We start from the raw sequence: 19,438 nt of genomic DNA on the forward strand, positions 1-19,438 counted from the left end.
GATGCATAGACGCCGCGTATGCGGGTTCAGCCTCATCGAGTTGATGGTCGTCATGGCCATCATCGCGGCGCTGATCATGATCGCGCTGCCGCGCTACCAGGGCTCGGTGCAGAACGCGAAGCTGACCGCGCTCACCAGCAGTCTGCGGGTCATGCGCGAAGGCATCGACCATTTTTACGAAGACAAGGGCAGGTTGCCTGAATCGTTGCAGGAGCTGGTGGAGGCGAAGTACATCAAGAACGTGCCCGTCGATCCTCTGACCGACAGTGCGCAGACCTGGATGCTGAAGGGCGATCCGGAAGGAAAGTTGGAAGGCGTCGCGGATATCGCCAGCGGAGCGCGTGGCCTGACGCCGCAGGGCGTAGCCTATTCGGATCTCTAGCCATGAAAAGGCAATCCGGTTTCGCCTACCTGTTCCTGCTGTTCGCGCTCGCCGTGCTGGCGATTTCCGCCTTGGCTTTAGGCAGCCTGCAATACTACGAACGCGTACGCTCGAACGAGGCTGAACTGCTCCGGATCGGCTCCGAATTCCGCCGCGCCCTGGCCAGCTATCGCGATGCCAACGCCGCACGCGCCTATCCCATGTCGATCGACGAGTTGCTGCTCGATCGCCGCAACGGCGCCGTTCGGCGGCACTTGCGCAAGCTGTACTTCGATCCGTTCACGAATACCCAGGAATGGGGACTGGTGATCGAAGACGGACGCATTGTCGGCGTGCATTCGATGTCGCAGCGCATGCCGCTCAAGATCGCCGGTTTCGATCCCGAGAACGCCGATTTCGAAGGCGCGCAGAGCTACGCCGAGTGGGTGTTCCGCGCATCGCCTGGCAAGCGCGACACCGACCGCAGGTTATAGCGCGCTGCAAGTCGCCGATTGCGCCGGACCGGCAAGGCGCTTCCGGTCCTGCAGCAGATGGGCATGAATCAGGTCGCGCAGTTGCGGCGCGGTTCCGACCCAGTAGAAAGCGATCCCTTTGCCCTTCAGCTGGGCCTCGATGTCCGTCATGGGAGTCGAGGGGTCGGCGAGGACCGTCAAGCGCGTTCCGCTGCCGGCCCCTAATCGATGTTCGGTGAGCGCGGCCTTCAATGGCGCCGTCAACGCGACGATGGCCGTATGTCGATCCGCCAAAGCCGCCATGACTTCGTTGTCGGCCAGGCGGCTGGTGGCCAATCGCTCGGGCCTGTCGTGAGCTTGCGTCCAACTCGCGATGCCGCCGTCGATCAGCTTGACCTGATTCAGCCCGGCACGGCGCAATTGCTCACACAGCAGGAATGTCGCCGATCGAGATTTTCCGTTGTCGTAAGCCACGAAGGCAGCGTCGTTGCCGCGGCGCAACGCGGATAGGGCCGACACGCTCGCGTGCTTGGCTTGGGGCAGGTGATAGTCGAGATATTCCCCGCGCGAGCGCAGATCGAACACGTCCTGGCTATCTCCCACCGACCGGGCGTCCACCAAACAGGTGCGATCCTCGTTGATCTGGGGCGCCGTTGCCGTCGCGCTTGGCCGAGCAGCGGCCGCCAGCGGACAAGTCGATCCGGCGACCCCGCCGCTGGCCGACAGCAGCCCGGCGAGCACGAGCGCACCCAACGGCCGGAGCGGAATGTGATGCCGGAAGTGCTGCATTGCGTTCCTTGCGACAGCTTGCCTGTTCGCAACTATACAAGGATCGGTGAGCTCATCACTCGGGGGCATGCACCGGCCGCGATCCTTGGAGCGACTAGGACTTTTCCAAATTCCGCGCAATGCGCAGAACTTTCGGCACAATGAGAACGATCTGATCCAACGGGCACGCGAAGCCCGCGAATAGCTCAAACGGAAAGTGAAGGACGCGCTGGTGCGTCAGCGCGAGCATTGCGACAGTGGAATCGACAACAGAATAGGGAGCAGCGAGCCCATCATGCCGAAGATCACCCGGAGAGATCTCGTCAAGACCTTGGCGGCGGGAGCCATCGCCTCGCCATTGGCCGGACGGTCGGAGGCGCGGCCGCCAGCGGCGGCGTGTAGCCCGATCTCACCAAAATGGCAGAAGGGAATAGAGGGACAACGCAAGGCGGACCTCGGAGACGGTACTTACCTCAATCCGATCGTCGCCGGCGATCATCCGGATCCGACCATCCTCAAGGATGGCGACGACTACTACATGACGTTCTCGTCGTTCTATTCCTACCCGGGCCTCGTGATCTGGCATTCGACCGACCTGGTCAACTGGACGCCCGTCGCCGCCGCATTGCGCAAGCAACTCGGGACGATCTGGGCGGTGGATCTGTGCAAGCACGGCGACCGCTACTACATCTACCTCCCGGCCAATCCTGACGACAAAGGCTGGTCGATCTTTGCGATCTGGGCCGACGACATCCGCGGGCCCTGGAGCGACCCCATCGATCTGGGGATCTCCGGATGCATCGACCCAGGACACGTCGTCGGCGAAGACGGCAAGCGCTATCTGTTCGTCAACGGCATCCGCAAGATCCGGCTCACCGACGACGGGCTCGCGACTGATGGCGCGGTCGAACCCGCCTACAGTCCGTGGCGCTATCCCGACGACTGGATCGTCGAGAACTTCGCACCCGAGGGGCCGAAACTGCTCCGCCATGGTGGTTGGTTCTACTTGATCACCGCGGTGGGCGGCACGGCTGGGCCGCCCACCGGCCACATGGTTATCGCCGCGCGTTCCAGATCCGTGCACGGGCCTTGGGAGCATTGCCCGCACAATCCGTTGGTTCGCACCACGTCGGCGTCGGAGCCTTGGTGGTCGAGAGGACACGCCACGCTCGTGGAAGGGCCCGCGGGTGATTGGTGGATGGTCTACCACGGGTACGAGAACGGCTTCAGGACCTTGGGCCGCCAGACCTTGATTGAGCCGATTGAGTGGACCGCTGACGGCTGGTTCCGAGCCAAAGGTGGAGATCTGTCCAAGCCGATCCGCAAACCGGCGAAGGGCAAGTCCGGCCCCGCTGGATTCGCGCTATCCGATGACTTTTCCACCGATCGGTTCGGTCTGCAGTGGGCGTTCCACGATCCCAGTCCGCAGGAGATGAAGCGTGTCGAGCGCGCGGGCAAGGCGCTAAAGCTGGCCGGGGCCGGCACCTCGCCGGCCGATAGCTCGCCATTGACGTTTATCGTGCCGGATCGCGCCTATCAGGTAGAGGCAGCGCTCGAGCTGGCCGGCGACGCCGAAGGTGGCTTGCTGTTGTTCTACAGCCACAAGGCTTTCGTGGGGGTGGGGTTCACACGCGAAGCGGTCAAGACCTTCCAGTACGCAGAAGAACAGGGCTGGGCGCGGGTTCCGATCGCGACTCGGCAAGTGCGCGTGCGACTCACCAATGACAAACACATCGTCACTTACGAATACTCCCACGACGATGGCCGCTCATGGAGGCTGCACCCGACACGCATGGAGGTGTCGGGCCTGAACCACAACGTCTTTGGCGGCTTCCTGAGCCTAAAGGTCGGGATTTACAGCGCCGAGAACGGCCACGTGGTGCTGCGCGATGTCCAATACCGCGCGCTCGACCGATGATCCTGCTGCTGGAAGTAGAGTTAAGGGCTCACTCCCAGCGCATAGGCGTAGGGACCAAACGTCACGCCGGTGAAGCCACCGGCCGTGTCCGTGCTGAGCACGCTCGCATCGAGGTCTGTCGATAGCGGTTGCCAGTCCTCGTCGCCTGCAGCGTACAGCGCTTGCATTCGCGGTCCATCGAGCTGGAATCGCAGCCTGAGCGGATGCGACGTATCGGGGAGCGCTATGCGCGCCAGCGGCACGCCCATGGCCGGATCGGCCTTGCCCGCGCGGCGATACAGCACCACGGCGGCGTCCTTCGCATCGCGCGCCAGCATCGTCGCGTAGAAGTGCGTTTCGTTCTGGAATAGCGCCAGTCCGGTTTGCTCGCCGACGGCGAGGTCACGCCCGTCGACCGTGGCATCAATGGTGGCTTTGTGATGCTGCAATCGATGAGCGACGTAGGCCGGCTGACCGCTGGCGTAGTCGCCCAGCGGCGTTGGCGAGGGTGTGATGCGCAGTCCATGTTCGCCGGTCGCGTACCACGCCTGCGTCGGTACGTTTATCGTCATCCATTGCAGCGGCAGCGTCGATGCGTTGAAGCGTTCGCTCCAGTCAAATGGCCCAGTGGTAGGCGCCGCGTGGCGATCGCGTGGCAGGGCAGGCCGCGAGGCCACGACGGGCACACGCTCACCGTGCGAGAGCACCGTTGGCCAGCCGTTATGCCAGCGCATCGGCAGCAGAAACGTTTCACGCCCCAGGTTGTACTGGTTGCCGTGATAGGGCCTGGTGGCAAGAAACACGGCCCACCACGACCCATCCTTCAGTTCTACGAACTGAGCGTGTCCAGCCGAAGTGATCGGCGCCGGCCGAGCTGGATCGAGATCGCGCTGCGTAAGCACCGGATTGCCGGACCAGGCCTGGTACGGGCCCGTGACCTTCGTGCTGCGGTAGATCATCTGCGCATGCTGCTCGCCGGTGCCGCCCTCGGCTGCGGTGAGGTGGTAGTACTTGCCGCGACGGAAAAGATGCGGGCCTTCGACGTGTTCGGGCTTGGCCGCAGGATCCACCCCTCCGTCGACGATCACCTTGCGCGGACCCACGAGCTTCATCGCAGTCGTGTCGAACTGTTGGATCCAGATCGCACGATGTCCGTCGTAGCGCAGCTTGCCTTCGGGCAGACCGTTGTTTACCAGCCAAGCGGTTCCATTCTCGTCGAAGAACAGGGACGGATCGATGCCTTCGAAGCCCAGCCAGACAGGATCCGACCACGGACCGGCCGGGTTCCGAGCAGTGATGACGAAGTTGCCGCCATCGCAGTAGAAGCACGTGTTGGTGATGTAGAAGGTGCCGTCGTGGTGGCTGATGCTGGCGGCAAACAGCCCGCGCGTCAGTTCGTTACGGCCGTAGTCGATCTGGCTGGGGCGGTCGATCGCATTGCCGATCTGGGTCCACTGCACCAGATCGCGGCTATGGAACACGGGCAGGCCGGGGAAATAGCCGAACGACGAGTTGACCAGATAGAAGTCGTCGCCGACGCGGATGGCCGAAGGATCGGGGTAGAAGCCAGCGATCACGGGATTGCGGTACTGCGACTCCGTCGGGGCGGGGCCACCATCATCGCCGCTGTAGTCGATCTTCGTGACGACGGCGCTGCCGGCGTGAGCCGTCTGAATTGCCAGCGCAAAGATCAAATAAAGTCGCTTCAAATTCTTCTCCTTGGAGAGCGCTTGGTGGCTCGCCGATTCAGGCGGTAGCCGACGATTTCAGGAAACACATGGCTGGATCCGCATTTGTATTCGCGGAGGTTCAGCTGAGCGCACGCGACAGCCGATGCAGGCCTGCTGCCGCGAGCTCTTCGGAATGGCAGTGGACATGGACACCCAATGCTTTCAAAGCACGCGCATACGCAAGCTGCAGGCGGTCGTTGCCGATCAGATGGACCTGCGATGCGCGGGCGGCCTGCTCGCGGACTTCATGTCCGATGAGTAGGCCGGACAGATAGGAAGGGGATTGCGTATCCGACAAGTTGCCGAGTAGCCCCAATGTGCGCACGCCGAACAGGTGATGCAGCAACCCGCCGGAATGGCTGCTGCGGGCAAGGCCCGCATCGAACGATTCGGTATCCAGTGGCACATCGTCCGCCGCCATCAACCGGGCAAGCACGCTGTGGGTGCGGAAAAGGGCGTATGTCTCACCCGTCATCATGGTGTGGATCGAAGCGATGGCGTCATCGCTTACCTGTACCCATTTGCTGTGCGTACCCGGCAGGCAAAGGGTGTGGGTACCTGGGCCGAGCATGCCGAGCAGGCCAAGCACCTGGGTTTCCTCTCCCCGCATCACGTCGCTCACCGCGGAGGAGTTGCGATCGATCATGCCGGGGACGATGCGCAGATCGCGCCCCGCAAGGCCGGGCTGGTCGCACTTGAGCCTGACAATAGCCTTTGCGATTTCCCGCTCGTCGCCCGGGCATTCGACGTAAGGCGCTTCCAGCCAGCCGCTGCGGCTGCCGATCATGCCGCACAGAAGGATGAGCTCATCGTCCCAGCCTTCGATCTGTCTGGCGAGTTCATCCGCGAACCGCCCATCGCTGGACAACACACCGCGATCGCTTCGGCGCTGATCGATTATGTGCCCATGATCGTCCAGACGGTACGCGCGCAGGCGGCTGCTGCCCCAATCGACGGCAATCATGACCTCGTCACCACGCGACTTTCGGGAAGGCCGCGTACATCCTGCAACACGGAATAGATGCCGCCTGCGTGCGGCATGCGGATCAATGCCTCCGCCTCCATGTCTTCGCGTGCCGTGCTCACGTAAAGCCGATTGAAGTCCGGGCCGCCAAGCGTGCAGCAAGATGGATTGGGGACTGGCATCTGCACGATCCTGTCGATGCTGCCATCGGGGCGGTAACGCACGACGCGTGCGGCGCCCCATTGCGCGTTCCACAGGTGGCCTTCGGCGTCGATGATCGAGCCGTCCGGCGAGGCGCCAGTGGCCGCGATCGCCGTGAACCGGCGAATGCGCGACACCGTAGCCGACTCGGGCTCATAGTCGCAGCAATGGATTTCGGGATAACGCGAATCGCAGAAATACAGCGTGCGGCCGTCGAGACTGAAGCAGAGGGAGTTGGGAATCGCCGCGCCAGGCAATGCCAGCCGGCGCAGGCCGCGCCGGAACGAGAACTGATAGAAGCTGCCAGGAACTCGGCCGGCGCCCTCCAGCTTCGTCCCGAACACGAAGTTGCCGTGACGGTCGCAACGGCCGTCGTTGAGGCGGGTGTCGGGGCGTTCCCATTCCACATCGACCACATGCCGCACTACCAACAGCGCGTCCTGGGCAAGGCCCGGATCGGCCAGGTAGAGGCCCTTCGCCATGCCGAGCAGCAAACGGCCGTCGTCGCAGAGAGCGAAGCAGCCCAGCCGCTCGGACAGATCCCAATGCCGAGTGACGCCGCTGTCCGGCACGTACATCCAAAGCCGTGCCGTAGTGATGTCGGTCCAAAACAGTGCTTCACGCCGGTCGCACCACAATACGCATTCGCCCAGCTCGCAACGGCTGTCGACGACGAGCGCCGGTTCGATATGCGCCGTTGCGTGCACCGTCACGGCATCACCATTCGGCCACGCTGCCGTCGGCGTGACGCCACACCGGGTTGCGCCAGCGAGGCGGTTGTGCGGCCGCCGCGAACAGTCGTTCCTCGTCGATTTCAACGCCGAGGCCAGGGCGCGGCAACGCAGCGATATCCCCGTTGACGCAGGCGAAATCCTGCTTGTTGACGACGTAGTCGAGCAGGTCCGCCGTACCGTGGTTGTAGTGGATCCCGATGCTCTGTTCCTGCAGGACGGCGTTCCACGAGACGAAGTCCACCTGCAGGCAGGCCGCCAACGCCACCGGCCCGAGTGGGCAGTGAGGGGCGAGCGCGATGTCGTGGGCCTCGGCCATGGCCGCGATTCTGACGCATTCGGTGATGCCGCCGGCGTGCGACAAGTCCGGCTGTGCGATGGCCAGGCCGCCGCGTTCGAAGACGCGCTTGAAGTCGAAGCGCGAGTACATGCGTTCGCCGGCCGCCAAGGGGATCGACGTCGATTCGGCGAGCGAGCGGTAGTGCTCGCACTGCTCCGCAAGCACGGGCTCTTCGACGAACAGCGGGCGATACGGCTCCAGTTCGCGCAACAGGACGCGCGCCATCGGTACGCTGACCCGACCATGGAAGTCGATGCCGAAGCTGATGGTGTGGCCGAACGCGGCACGGATTTCGGCGACCTTGGCGACCGCGGCGTCTATGGCTGCCGCGTTGTCGATGAGGCCGAGTTCCTCGGTGCCGTTGAACTTGAAGGTATCGAAGCCCGCTGCCTGGTACTGGCGTATCTGCGCGATGATATCCGCGGGACGATCGCCGCCCACCCAGCGATAGGTCTTCATGCGGTCGCGCACGCGGCCGCCGAGAAGTTCGTAAACAGGAACGCCCAGCGCCTTGCCCTTGATGTCCCACAGAGCCTGGTCGATGCCGGCGATCGCGCTCATCAGAATCGGCCCGCCGCGATAGAAGCCGCCGCGATAGAGCGTTTGCCACAGGTCGTTGATCCGGGAAGGATCTTTGCCGATCAGGTAGTCGGAGAGCTCATGCACCGCCGCTTCCACGGTGTGCGCGCGGCCTTCGACGACCGGTTCGCCCCAGCCGACGATGCCTTCGTCGGTTTCCATCTTCAGGAACAACCAGCGTGGCGCGGCGTGGTAGGTGCTCAAGCGCACGATCTTCATGCGGTGTTGTGCTCCAGATAGGCCAGCCGGAATACGCGCGCGTGGTGGCGCGTGGTATCCACGGGCTGGCCCGGTTTGTAAAGTTCTCCGCCGACGGCGGCGCCGCTGCTGCCCGCGGAGAGGTAGGCGGACAGCAGCGGTGCGGTGATGCCGCCGACGGCGAAGAGGGGGAGGGGAGGCAGGACGGTGCGCAGCGCGCGTACGAACGTGGGGCCGTACACCGATGCGGGAAACAGCTTGAGCATCTGCGCGCCTGCATCGATGGCAGCGAAGGCTTCGCTGGCCGTGGCGAAGCCCGCCGCGACCAGCAGCCCGCGCGCGACGGCATGGCGGATCAGATCCGGATTGGTGTTGGGCGTGACGATGAAACGCGCGCCAAGATCCCGCAGCGTGTCCACGTCCTGCTCGCGCAGCACGGTGCCGCCGCCGATCCAGGCGCGATCGCCGAACTCGCGTGCCACCGAACCGATGCTGGTCGCCCAGTCCGGGGAATTGAGTGGGATTTCGATGGCGTCGAAGCCTTCTTCGACCAGGGCCTGCACATGCGTGGATGCTTCATCCGGGCGGATGCCGCGCAGGATCGCGATCAACGGCAGGCGGAACGGCGAGGCGTGAGCGATCGCGGCAGGACTCATGCGTGGATCGCTCGCCGATGTCATTCGCCCGCCTTTCATTCGTGATACAGCTGCGAGCGTCCGCCATCGATCAGGATGTCGGCGGCGTTGATGAATCGCGCTTCGTCGCTGGCGAGGAATAGCGCGGTATAGGCGACTTCTTCAGGCGTGCCGATGCGCTTGCACGGCAGCAGCTCGGTCTGCTGGCGACGCTTGGCTTCCGGATCGGGCTGCGCGGCGAACCAGGCTTCGATGCGCGGCACCAGAATCAGGCCCGGCGAAATGGAATTCACGCGGATGCCGCGCGCGGCGTATTCGATGCCTAGCGAACGCGTCAGCCCGATCAGGCCGTGCTTGGCGACCGGGTAGGGGAAGGCGCCGGGGATGATCTTGTGCCCGTGCACCGAGGCGATGTTGACGATGGAGCCCGCGCCTTGCGCCAGCATGGCCGGCAGCACTGCGCGCGCCGTATTCCATGCGCCCTTGAGGTTCAGTGCGAGGCAGCGCTCCCAATCGGCATCGCTCAGCGCCAGCGGTTCGGAAAAGACGTCGGCGCCGGCATTGTTGACCAGCACGTCGATGCGCCCGTGTTCGTCCAGCACCTGCCGCGCGGCGGCGGCGATGCCGTCCGCATCGGTGACGTCCACGAGCAGGTGTTGCGTGCCGGCGACCGTCGATGGATTGCGATCCAGGCCGATCACCTTCGCGCCGTGTTCGGCAAACAGCCGGGCGGTTGCCGCGCCGATGCCGCTGGCGGCGCCGGTGACGATGGCGATCTTGTTCTGAAGACGAGCACTCATATGGAGTTCCATGGATGACCAAGCCGAAGCGACGGATGGCAGCTTGCGCTGCGGTCGTCAGATTGCGCCATGGACCTCCTCCCGGCTCGCAGCGACGTTTCCGGCGCGTTCTGGCTGCTTTCTTATGGGGCAGTCCAGCGTCGTGCGCGGCGGCGGTTCCAACAGTGGAACCCTTTCTCAGGCCCTGATCGCGGCGGATCGCAGTCGGGCGTGGGGCATAGCCTTGCTTGCCGTACGTATGTACGACAAATGAAATTTTTCCCGGCTTCTATTCCGTGATTGAATAGGTGCGACTGCCCGTCCCACGGATTTCCGTCATGGTCCAACCAAGCTGGTTCAACGCCTCACGGCTGAAGACCCGTCAGCTGCTGCTTTTGCTGCATCTGCACGAGCAGCGATCCGTGCTGCGGGCCGCGGAGGCCGCCAACATGACCCAGCCGGCGGCGTCCAAGCTGCTGGCCGAAATGGAGAGCATGCTCGGCGTGCCGCTGTTCGAACGGCATGCCCGCGGCGTCGACCCCACCTGGTACGGCCAGGTGCTGATCCGGCGTGCCCGCTCGGCGTTGTCGGAGATCGGCCGTGCCCACGACGAGATCGAAGCCCTGCGCAGCGGGCGGATGGGGCAGGCGTCCATCGGCACGGTGGTCAATCCCGGTACCAACCTGGTGCCCTTGGCTATCGCCGCGGTGAAACGCGACTTCCCGGACATCCTCATCCGCGTGGAGATGGATTACAGCCGGCCGCTGGTGGCCAAGCTGCTGGATGGGCAGTTGGACATCGTGATCGGCCGGATCATGGGGCCCGAAGGCGCGGGCGATCTGGAATTCGAACCCTTGGCGGACGAGCCGCATTCCGTCATCGCCCGGGCCGGACATGCCCTGGCGCAGCGCGACCGGCTGGAACACGCCGACCTGACCGACTACGGCTGGGTCTTGCCGCCGGCGGCCAGCGTGCTGCGCGCCCGGCTGGATGCGGTGTTTCTCGAGCGCGGCCTGCAACCGCCGCAGAACATCATCGAGACTTCGGCCCTGCCGGTGATCACCAATCTGCTGCGCGACAGCGATCTGCTGACCGCATTGCCGGTGGAATCGGTCGCGCCGTACCTCGAATCCAACCAGCTCACCGTGTTGCCGATCGAGCTGGGCGTGCGCATGGAATTCTTCGGCATCGTGCGCCGCCGCGACCAACTGCTTTCTCCCGGCGCCGAACGCGTGCTGGAAGCCCTGCGCGAAACCGCACGTCGCATTTATCCAGCGCCCGACATGCCCGGGTCCAATGGGGCGCCGCACGGCGCGAACGGTCCAGCCGGATAACTCGGTTCCGGTATTCGTTTTTGATGCACTGCCGCATTCAAAAACGATATAGCTCGCGCAAAACATTTCATTGGTATGGCATGTCGTGCCTGCCTATGCTCGCCCCGAAGTTGCTTCTGACCAATTGATGACAAGTCAGGAGCAGCCGACAACAAAGCCCTGGAACGCCGGCGACGGCGTGGCGGAATCGGAGGGGATGCCGGAACCGACTGCTTCGGGGGCCCAGCAAACCAGCGCCGGCGGGACCGCCAATCGGACCCAGTGCCCGCCTTCGGAACGGCAGAGACAGGCCACAAACGCGCGACGACGCGTGCGGACCTGAAAAACACAACCCAATTGTTTGTGATGTGTCCTGGGAGGGATCGATTCATGTCAACGCGTCAACGCCGTCATCCGTCCGTACGGATGGTGGGTCGCTCGTCCATCTGTGCACTGCAGCGCTCCGCCATCGCCCTCAGCATCGCTACCGCGCTTCTAAGCGCCAACGTCTACGCACAGGAAGCGGCGTCCACGACCGACGCGCAGGATGCAAAGGAAACCAAGAAGGAAGACGCGACCAATCTCGACACCGTCGTCGTCACCGGCATCCGCGGTTCGGTCTACAGAGCCCAGGACATCAAGCGTAGCGCAGACACCTTCGTCGACTCGGTTACCGCGCTGGATATCGGCGCGCTACCCGACCGCAGCGTCACCGAAACCTTGTCGCGTATTCCCGGCGTAACCATCGACCACTTCCTGTCGGTAGGCGATCCGGAACACTTCTCGGCCGAAGGCAGCGGCGTGCAGGTCCGTGGCTTGACCCAGGTGCGTTCCGAACTCAACGGCCGTGACAGCTTTTCCGCATCCGGCGGCCGCAGCCTGAGTTTCCAGGACGTGCCTTCCGAATTGATGGCCGGCGTAGACGTATATAAGAACCAGAAGGCCGACATGATCGAGGGCGGCCTTGGCGGCACCGTGGATCTGCGCACCTTCAGGCCATTCGACTTCGACGGCCAGAAGATCGGCTTCACTCTGAGCGAGAACTACGGCGACTTCGTCGATAAATACAAGCCTTCCGGCTCCGCGCTGTACAGCAACACCTGGGATACCAGCGACGGCGAATTCGGCATCCTGGTCGACGTTGCCCATTCGGAACTGTCCACGCGTACTGACGGCATGTTCGTCCGTCCGTTCTTTAAGAACGACAACACCGATGTGAACGGTGACGGCACCAACGAGGAACTGTGGCTGCCGCGCGGCGCCGACTGGCGCACGCTGGAGTACGAACGCAAGCGCGATGGCGCCTATCTCGCCCTGCAGTGGCGCCCCAGCGACGCGCTCGAACTTTACGCAACCGCTTTCCAGAGCAAATACGACGAGCTTTGGTCCGAGGATGCCATCTTTGTCGGGAATGATCCCACTGCGGTTTCGCTGGACACCAGCCAGCCTTACGAGCTGGACGGCAACGTATTCCGCTCGGGACGGCTCGTCCAGCCTGGCGATATCCCCATGGGCACGGACATCCGTGCTTCCCACCGTGAGTCCAAGACCACCGACTTCTCCTACGGACTGAAGTGGACGCTCAGCGAGAGCACCGAACTTACAACCGATTTCCAATACATCAAGGCCACCACCAATGGCCTGGATTCCACCGTGGCATTGGGCATCAATGTGCCCTATATCGACGTCGACCTCACCGGTAGCCGTCCGTCCATCGGTATCGATGAGCAGTTCACGGGAAACCCCGCCAATTACTACTGGGGCTTCACCATGGACCATCGGGACGACAACGAGGCCAAGCAGGTGGCCTGGCGCGCGGACCTCAGGCACAGCTTCGAGAGCGGCTTCGTCAGGGCATTCAAGGCCGGCGTGCGTCTGACCGATCGCAGCGCCACCACCATCGATTCGGGGTACGACTGGCAACCGGTATTCCAGACCTGGATGCAAGGGTGGGCTCTGCCGGGCGGCCAGCCGCTGCCGGGACTGGATCTGAACGACATGGTGAACTCCAGCCTGGTGCACCAAAACACCTTCAACAACTTCTTCCGCGGCGATGCCGGTACGCCAGGCACCTTCCTTGCGCCGGTACGGGGAACTGCACTCGGTTTTCCGGGCAGCTATCAGGCGATCCACGGGGCCGCCACCCCATACTACAGCTGCTGTTATGGACAGATCACACCGCGGAACCTTGAGGATCCGCAGTGGAACAACGCGCAGAGCGAACACACCACCGGCGCCTACGCGATGCTGGATTTCTCGCTGGACAACGCACGTCTTGACGGCAACGTAGGGGTGCGCGCGGTGCGCACGGAGAATTCCGCTCACGGGTACCTGGTCTACCCGGACGTCCCCTATGCGCCGTATCTGGGCGCGGGCCAATCGGAGCCGATCACCGCCAAGAATTCCTACACCGACGTGCTGCCCAGCCTGAACGTCCGCTGGGAACCCATCGACAATGTGATCGTGCGTTTCGCCGCTTCCAAGGCCATCGCGCGACCGGCTTTCAGCGACATGCAGGCCTACCAGGTCCTGAGCGCCAGCCTCAAGGATGGCATCACGCTGGATCCGAACAATCCCAATCAGGTCGTGCCGATCGAGGATCTGAATCTCACGGGCGGGTCCACCGACAACCCCTACCTGAAGCCGATGAAGGCCAACCAGCTCGATCTGTCGCTGGAGTGGTACTTCGATCCGGACAAGGGTGGCATGGCCTGGATCAACTTCTTCCACAAGGACATCAAGGACTATTTCCGCAATCAGTCGCAACTTGTGGCCTATCCGGGTACCGACGGCAACGACTACGACTACCTGGTTACCCGCACCATCAACACGGGCAAGGCGCGCATCCAGGGTGCGGAGCTCGGCTGGACCCAGTTCTTCGACTTCCTGCCGGCGCCTTTCGACGGTCTGGGCATCTCGGCGAACTACACGTACATCGACAGCTCCACCGAAATACCGAACGAAGTGGATGCACAGCCGGTCGATACCGACGGCTCGACGTACGGCGACGTGCCGGCCGACGGTCTGTCCAAGAACTCCTACAACGTGGCCGCCTTCTACGAGAAAGGGCCCTGGCAGATCCGTCTGGCCTACAACTGGCGTAGCGAGTATCTGTTGTCGGTCGGAGCCAATGGCTACAACGGCACCAACAACAACCTCGCCGGCGAAGCCGTGGCCTGGAAACTTCCGGTCTACAGCGACGCGTATGGTCAGCTGGATGGTTCGATCTTCTACAAGTTCAACGACCACATCCAGCTCGGCCTGGAGATGAACAATCTCAACAACGCCGAACAGCGCACGATCATGGATCAGAACGAAGCCGGCAAGCGCGTCACCTCCTGGTACGTGAACGACACGCGTTACGCCGCCACCCTCCGCGTGAGCTTCTAAGCGCGATGCGGCCGGTGAGGGGAGGGGTTTCTCTCCTCACCGGTTGGTCGGTGTCTCGCTGCAGGCCGCTCGTGAGCGGCGTTCACGCTGCGCTTCCGCGCAAGCGCCGCACGACGTCGTCGTGCTGAAGATGGAGCTTATGGCGTACGTACCGAACGACGAACCGGATTTGAACGACCGCATGCACATGACGCTTTCCCTTCGAGCCGCCTCAGCCACTCCGCAAGCCAGGTTCCTCGCCACCACTATCGCCGTGGGCCTGGCGGCCATCGTGCTCAGCGCCTGCAATCCAGGTTCGTCGCAAGGTGCCCAGACGAAGCAGGATTCGCAAGCCGCACCGGCGGGAGTGGCGCATGCCGAAGGCTGGCCGCAAGCCGCCAGCGCCGGATTGAAAGACCCGCAGGCCGAAACGTTCGTCGACGCACTGCTGGCGAAGATGAGTCTGGAAGAAAAAGTCGGGCAGATGATCCAGGGTGACATTTCCAGTGTCCGGCCCGAGGATCTGCGCAAGTATCCGCTCGGTTCGATCCTGGCCGGCGGCAATTCGCCGCCGCTTGGAGCGCCCGATCGCTCGCCGGCGGGGCCGTGGATTGAAACCGCGCGTGCCTACCGCGTCGTCTCGCTCGAAAAACGCGCAGGGCACCTGCCGATTCCGGTGATGTTCGGCATCGATGCGGTGCACGGCAACAACAACGTCGTCGGTGCGGTGATCTATCCGCACAACATCGCATTGGGTGCGGCGAACGATCCCGCGCTCATCCGCCGCATCGGCGCGGCCACTGCTGCGGAAACCGCCGCAGCCGGCATCGACTGGGCTTTCGGTCCCACGCTTGCCGTACCACAGAACGATGGCTGGGGTCGCACCTACGAAGGCTATTCGGAGAGCCCCGACCTGGTCCGCCGCTACGCCGGCGAAATGGTCCGCGGCCTGCAAGGCGAGCAAGGTTCTGCGCTTCCCTTGCAGCATGGGCATGTCGCTTCCTCGCCCAAGCATTTCCTCGGCGACGGCGGCACCCACAACGGCATCGACCAGGGCGACAACCGCTCCAGCGAAGCCGATTTGATCCGCATCCACGCAGCGGGTTATCCGCCCGCGATCGAAGCGGGTGCGATGACGGTGATGGCTTCGTTCTCCAGCTGGCAGGGCGCCAAGATGCACGGCAACCGCAGCCTGCTCACCGATGTGCTGAAGCAGCGCATGGGCTTCGACGGTTTCATCGTCGGCGACTGGAACGGGCACGGACAGGTACCGGGCTGCAGCAACGAGAGCTGCGCCGCCGCGTTCAACGCCGGTCTCGACATGGCGATGGCGCCCGACAGCTGGAAAGGGTTGTACGAAAACACCCTCGCTCAGGCACGCTCGGGCGAGATCCCGGCGGCACGCATCGACGACGCGGTGCGCCGCATCTTGCGCGTGAAGTACCGGCTGGGCTTGTTCGACACGGCGCGTCCGTGGGAAGGCAAGGCCGGCGTGATCGGCGCGGACGAGCACCGTGCGTTGGCGCGCGAGGCCGTGCGCAAGTCGCTGGTGCTGCTGAAGAACAACGGTGGCGTGCTGCCCTTGAAGCCGTCGGCGAAGGTGCTGGTGGCGGGTTCGGGTGCTGACGATGTCGGTCGGCAGTCGGGCGGCTGGAGCCTGTCGTGGCAGGGCAACGGCAACCAGCGCAGCGATTTCCCCAATGCGCAAAGCATCTACCAAGGCCTGCGCGAGGCCATCGAGGCGGGCGGCGGACATGCGGAATTGAACGTCGATGGCGCGTTCTCGCAACGTCCCGACGTGGCCATCGTGGTGTACGGCGAGATGCCGTACGCCGAGATGGCGGGCGACGTGCAGACCCTCGAATACCAGGCCGGCGACAAACGCGATCTGGCGCTGTTGAAGAAGCTCAAGGCGCAGGGCATTCCGGTGGTGTCGGTGTTCCTGTCGGGCCGGCCGCTGTGGGTGAACCCGGAACTCAATGCATCCGATGCCTTCGTCGCCGCGTGGTTGCCGGGCACCGAAGGCGGCGGCATCGCCGATGTACTGGTCGCCGCCGCGGATGGCAAGCCGCGTCACGATTTCCAGGGGCGATTGGCATTCTCGTGGCCGCGCACCGCCGCGCAACTCGAATTGAACAAGGGCCAGGCGAACTACGATCCGCTGTTCCCGCTCGGCTATGGCCTGGGTTACGCCGCGTCCCGCGACGTTCCGGCGCTGTCCGAGGAATCCGGCGTCAGTGCCGCGGCCAGCAATGTCGGCAACTACTTCAGCAACGGACGCGTGCCGCCGCCATGGCGATTCGAGCTGCGTGCGAACGGCAAGGCCACGCCGGTCACCGGCAACAGTGCGGATGCCGATAGTGGCGCATTGCAGCTGCGCGCCACCGATGCCGCCGGACTCCAGGAAGGCGGACGCCGCCTGCAATGGAAGGGCGGCAGCGAAGCGGCGTTCGCGATTCTCGGCAACGCCGGGGTAGAGCCGCTCGATCTCGAACGCCAGACCAACGCCGAGATGGTGCTGCAGCTGCAGTACCGCGCCGACAGCGCACCGAAAGGACCGGTGAAACTCGCCCTGGGCTGCGGCGCAGGTTGCCAGGGCGCCATCGACGTCACCTCGCTGCTGGCGAAGGCATCGGCGGGGCAGTGGACCACGATGCGCATCCGCCTCGATTGCTTCCGCAAGGCCGGTGCGAAGGTCGGTCATGTGGTCGAACCCTTCGTGCTGACGACGGCCTCGCCGTTGACGTTGTCGATTGCCGAAGTGCGTCTAGTCGCCGATCCCACCGGCGCGGTGTGTCCGGCTCCATGAATTTCGCGCGCGCCGGCTGGCTGGTCCTGTTGCTGGGCTTGCTCATCGGGCCGGCGCATGCACGCGACACCGACGGACCTTACGCCTGGAAGAGCGTCGCCATCGGCGGCGGCGGCTTCGTCACCGGCGTGACGTTCCATCCGCGCGAGAAGGGCCTGGCCTATGCACGTACCGATGTCGGCGGCGCCTATCGCTGGGACCATGCGGCGCAGCGCTGGATTGCGCTGACCGACTGGCTCGGCTCGCAGGACAACAACCTGATGGGCATCGAGAGTCTCGCGATCGATCCGTCCGATCCTGAGCGCGTCTATCTCGCGGCGGGCACCTATCTCAACGCGAAAGTCGGCAATGGCGCCATCCTGCGCTCGGCGGATCGCGGCCGCAGCTTCCAGCGCGTCGACCTGCCGTTCAAGCTCGGTGGCAACGAAATGGGGCGCGGCAATGGCGAACGCCTCGCCGTCGACCCGAATGATGGACGCGTGCTGTTCTTCGGTTCGCGCGGCGCGGGCCTGTGGCGCAGTGGAGATGGCGGCGCGAGCTGGAACAACGTGAAGTCCTTCCCTGCCATCGCCACGTCCGAATCGGCGGCCGTGCAGACATCATGGGCGGGACTGCAGCCGGTCGGCATCGTCTTCGTCGTGTTCGATCCGGCCAGCGGCAAGCCGGGAGCACCGACGCCGAAGCTCTACGCCGGCGTGTCGACGCGCGATACCAGCCTGTACGAATCCGCCGATGGCGGCGTCACCTGGACCGCGGTGAAGGGACAGCCCAAAGGCCTGCGCCCCAACCACATGGTGCGGGCAAGCGACGACAAGTTCTACCTGAGCTACGGCGACGAGCCGGGCCCGAACACGATGAACAACGGCGCGGTTTGGAAATACGCACCGGCGTCGGGCCAATGGGAAGACATCACGCCCGCTCCGCAATCCACCGACACCCAGGGCGATGGCTTCGGTTGGGGTGCGGTGACGGTCGATCCGCGCAATCCGCAGGTGCTGCTCGCGACGACGTTCTGCCGCTACGGGCCGCACGACGACATTTATCGCAGCTCCGATGGCGGCCGGCATTGGGCGCCTGTGTTCGCGCGATCGCGCTTCGACCATTCCGCCGCGGAATGGACACGCGACGCGTTTCCGCACTGGATGGCGGACGTCGAGATCGATCCGTTCGACGCCGATCACGCGATCTTCGTCACCGGCTATGGGCTGTGGGCGTCGCGCAACCTGAGCGCCTTCGAGCGCGGCCAAGACGTGGACTGGTGGTTCCAGAACGCGGGACTCGAAGAAACCGTGCCGCTGGCCCTGCTCAGCCCGCCGCAGGGCGCGCCACTTCTGAGTGGCCTGGGCGATATCGACGGCTTCCGCCACGACGACCCGGACGCGCCGACGCTGCAATACGCCGGCCCGCGTCTCACCAACACCGAAAGCATGGCGTACGCGGGACAGGCACCGCAGATCATCGTGCGCAGCGGCACGGTCCGCGACCGCCGCAACAACGAAGTGCGCGCGGCGTATTCGCTGGATGGCGGCAGAAGCTGGAATGCGTTCGCCAGCGAACCGCCGCAGGGCGAGGGCGCCGGCCGGATAGTTATTGCGGCCGACGGCAAGCGTGTGATCTGGACGCCGCGCAAGGCCGCGGACGCGTGGATCAGCGCCGATTTCGGCAAGCGCTGGCAGAAGGTTCGCGGCGTGCCGGCGCGCGCGGTGATCGCGGCCGACCAGGTCGACGAAGGGCTGTACTACGCCTTCGATGCCGTCGACGGGAAGCTCTACGTCAGTGGCAATGGCGGGGTGGATTTCAAGGAAGTCGCGGCCGGCGTGGGCGACATCGGCGACTGGTTCCAGCCGGAGCTGCGCCCCGATCCGCAGCGCAGCGCGGTGGTCTATTTCACTGCCTTGTCGCGCGGTCTGTTGCGCTGGTCGCCAGGCAAGATCGAACGCCTGCCGGGCGTGCAGAACGCGTATTCGCTCGGCCTGGGCAAGCCGAAGGAGGACGGCGGCGCGCCGACGCTGTTCGTGTATGGACAGGTCGATGGCGGCGAAGGACTGTTCCGTTCCGACGACGACGGGCGCAGCTGGCAGCGCATCGACGACGACGCGCACCGGTTCGGTCGCATCTGGCACGTGACCGGCGACCCGCGTCGCTACGGCCGTGTGTATTTCGCCGGTAGCGGGCGAGGGATCTTGTATGGCGATCCGCACTGACGATTCGCGATTACTACGTGGAGACTGCACTTTGACTCGTGTCCTGCTCTTGGTTGCGCTGCTGCTGTCCGTGCCGGCGGCACAGGC

15 protein-coding genes are annotated in these 19,438 nt (G+C 64.3%); 8 read left to right on the forward strand and 7 right to left on the reverse strand.

Annotated elements, in window-relative coordinates; genetic code table 11:
* Window position 1 precedes the first annotated feature (1 nt).
* A complete protein-coding gene (locus tag ACYVJ8_RS05360; RefSeq protein WP_460711051.1) occupies window positions 2–382 on the forward strand; it encodes a type II secretion system protein in 381 nt (126 codons plus the stop codon).
* Between the two features lie 2 nt (window positions 383–384).
* Complete coding sequence (locus ACYVJ8_RS05365) at window positions 385–855, forward strand: hypothetical protein (protein ID WP_460710031.1); 471 nt, start codon at window positions 385–387, stop codon at window positions 853–855.
* On the opposite strand, the gene ACYVJ8_RS05370 is transcribed toward ACYVJ8_RS05365, so the two are convergent.
* Window positions 850–1,623 carry a rhodanese-like domain-containing protein gene (locus ACYVJ8_RS05370; protein WP_460710033.1) on the reverse strand — a complete coding sequence of 258 codons (774 nt, stop codon included), beginning with the start codon at window positions 1,621–1,623 and terminating at the stop codon, window positions 850–852. The genes ACYVJ8_RS05365 and ACYVJ8_RS05370 overlap by 6 nt on opposite strands.
* Window positions 1,624–1,897: 274 nt before the next feature.
* On the opposite strand from ACYVJ8_RS05370, the gene ACYVJ8_RS05375 reads away from it, so the two are divergent.
* Entirely contained in the window at window positions 1,898–3,520 is a 1,623-nt protein-coding gene (locus tag ACYVJ8_RS05375) for a family 43 glycosylhydrolase (protein ID WP_460710035.1), read from the forward strand.
* A 20-nt stretch (window positions 3,521–3,540) separates the two neighbouring features.
* On the opposite strand, the gene ACYVJ8_RS05380 is transcribed toward ACYVJ8_RS05375, so the two are convergent.
* The 6 genes from ACYVJ8_RS05380 to ACYVJ8_RS05405 all read right to left on the reverse strand — a co-directional run bounded on the left by ACYVJ8_RS05380 (window position 3,541) and on the right by ACYVJ8_RS05405 (window position 9,677).
* On the reverse strand, window positions 3,541–5,208 hold the full coding sequence (locus tag ACYVJ8_RS05380) for a glycoside hydrolase family 43 protein (RefSeq protein ID WP_460710037.1): 1,668 nt from the start codon (window positions 5,206–5,208) through the stop codon (window positions 3,541–3,543).
* Between the two features lie 100 nt (window positions 5,209–5,308).
* Window positions 5,309–6,193 (reverse strand): 2-dehydro-3-deoxygalactonokinase, encoded by an 885-nt coding sequence (locus ACYVJ8_RS05385; RefSeq protein ID WP_460710039.1) that lies wholly within the window; start codon window positions 6,191–6,193, stop codon window positions 5,309–5,311.
* Window positions 6,190–7,101: an SMP-30/gluconolactonase/LRE family protein gene (locus ACYVJ8_RS05390; protein ID WP_460711053.1), complete on the reverse strand. Its 912-nt coding sequence runs from the start codon at window positions 7,099–7,101 to the stop codon at window positions 6,190–6,192. Before ACYVJ8_RS05390 ends, ACYVJ8_RS05385 begins: the two co-directional genes overlap by 4 nt.
* Window positions 7,102–7,111: 10 nt before the next feature.
* Window positions 7,112–8,263: a galactonate dehydratase gene (dgoD, locus tag ACYVJ8_RS05395; protein ID WP_460710041.1), complete on the reverse strand. Its 1,152-nt coding sequence runs from the start codon at window positions 8,261–8,263 to the stop codon at window positions 7,112–7,114.
* Window positions 8,260–8,898, reverse strand: coding sequence for a 2-dehydro-3-deoxy-6-phosphogalactonate aldolase (locus ACYVJ8_RS05400; RefSeq protein WP_460710043.1), 639 nt, complete (start codon window positions 8,896–8,898; stop codon window positions 8,260–8,262). Before ACYVJ8_RS05400 ends, dgoD begins: the two co-directional genes overlap by 4 nt.
* Window positions 8,899–8,933: 35 nt before the next feature.
* Window positions 8,934–9,677 carry an SDR family oxidoreductase gene (locus tag ACYVJ8_RS05405; protein ID WP_460710045.1) on the reverse strand — a complete coding sequence of 248 codons (744 nt, stop codon included), beginning with the start codon at window positions 9,675–9,677 and terminating at the stop codon, window positions 8,934–8,936.
* A 10-nt stretch (window positions 9,678–9,687) separates the two neighbouring features.
* Here ACYVJ8_RS05405 and ACYVJ8_RS05410 point away from each other — a divergent pair, with 10 nt between their 5' ends.
* From ACYVJ8_RS05410 to ACYVJ8_RS05430, 5 genes are all read left to right on the forward strand, one after another.
* Complete coding sequence (locus tag ACYVJ8_RS05410) at window positions 9,688–9,930, forward strand: hypothetical protein (protein ID WP_460710047.1); 243 nt, start codon at window positions 9,688–9,690, stop codon at window positions 9,928–9,930.
* A gap of 64 nt (window positions 9,931–9,994) precedes the next feature.
* Entirely contained in the window at window positions 9,995–10,990 is a 996-nt protein-coding gene (locus ACYVJ8_RS05415) for a LysR family transcriptional regulator (protein ID WP_460710049.1), read from the forward strand.
* Window positions 10,991–11,359: 369 nt separating this feature from the next.
* Window positions 11,360–14,359 carry a TonB-dependent receptor gene (locus ACYVJ8_RS05420; protein ID WP_460710051.1) on the forward strand — a complete coding sequence of 1,000 codons (3,000 nt, stop codon included), beginning with the start codon at window positions 11,360–11,362 and terminating at the stop codon, window positions 14,357–14,359.
* 187 nt (window positions 14,360–14,546) lie between these two features.
* Window positions 14,547–17,147 (forward strand): glycoside hydrolase family 3 protein, encoded by a 2,601-nt coding sequence (locus tag ACYVJ8_RS05425; RefSeq protein ID WP_460711055.1) that lies wholly within the window; start codon window positions 14,547–14,549, stop codon window positions 17,145–17,147.
* Complete coding sequence (locus ACYVJ8_RS05430) at window positions 17,144–19,351, forward strand: cellulase (protein WP_460710053.1); 2,208 nt, start codon at window positions 17,144–17,146, stop codon at window positions 19,349–19,351. The genes ACYVJ8_RS05425 and ACYVJ8_RS05430 overlap by 4 nt, the downstream gene beginning before the upstream one ends.
* Window positions 19,352–19,438 lie beyond the last annotated feature (87 nt).

Source organism: Lysobacter terrae (genome assembly GCF_054782215.1).

Bases quoted from the DNA above. Each gene is read 5' to 3' on its own strand.
- ACYVJ8_RS05430 (WP_460710053.1), top strand. From the start codon at position 17,144: ATGAATTTCGCGCGCGCCGGCTGGCTGGTCCTGTTGCTGGGCTTGCTC.
- ACYVJ8_RS05415 (WP_460710049.1), top strand. From the start codon at position 9,995: ATGGTCCAACCAAGCTGGTTCAACGCCTCACGGCTGAAGACCCGTCAG.
- dgoD (WP_460710041.1), bottom strand. From the start codon at position 8,263: ATGAAGATCGTGCGCTTGAGCACCTACCACGCCGCGCCACGCTGGTTG.
- ACYVJ8_RS05375 (WP_460710035.1), top strand. From the start codon at position 1,898: ATGCCGAAGATCACCCGGAGAGATCTCGTCAAGACCTTGGCGGCGGGA.
- ACYVJ8_RS05400 (WP_460710043.1), bottom strand. From the start codon at position 8,898: ATGAGTCCTGCCGCGATCGCTCACGCCTCGCCGTTCCGCCTGCCGTTG.
- ACYVJ8_RS05370 (WP_460710033.1), bottom strand. From the start codon at position 1,623: ATGCAGCACTTCCGGCATCACATTCCGCTCCGGCCGTTGGGTGCGCTC.
- ACYVJ8_RS05425 (WP_460711055.1), top strand. From the start codon at position 14,547: ATGACGCTTTCCCTTCGAGCCGCCTCAGCCACTCCGCAAGCCAGGTTC.
- ACYVJ8_RS05360 (WP_460711051.1), top strand. From the start codon at position 2: ATGCATAGACGCCGCGTATGCGGGTTCAGCCTCATCGAGTTGATGGTC.
- ACYVJ8_RS05365 (WP_460710031.1), top strand. From the start codon at position 385: ATGAAAAGGCAATCCGGTTTCGCCTACCTGTTCCTGCTGTTCGCGCTC.
- ACYVJ8_RS05405 (WP_460710045.1), bottom strand. From the start codon at position 9,677: ATGAGTGCTCGTCTTCAGAACAAGATCGCCATCGTCACCGGCGCCGCC.
- ACYVJ8_RS05385 (WP_460710039.1), bottom strand. From the start codon at position 6,193: ATGATTGCCGTCGATTGGGGCAGCAGCCGCCTGCGCGCGTACCGTCTG.
- ACYVJ8_RS05410 (WP_460710047.1), top strand. From the start codon at position 9,688: ATGGATGACCAAGCCGAAGCGACGGATGGCAGCTTGCGCTGCGGTCGT.
- ACYVJ8_RS05420 (WP_460710051.1), top strand. From the start codon at position 11,360: ATGTCAACGCGTCAACGCCGTCATCCGTCCGTACGGATGGTGGGTCGC.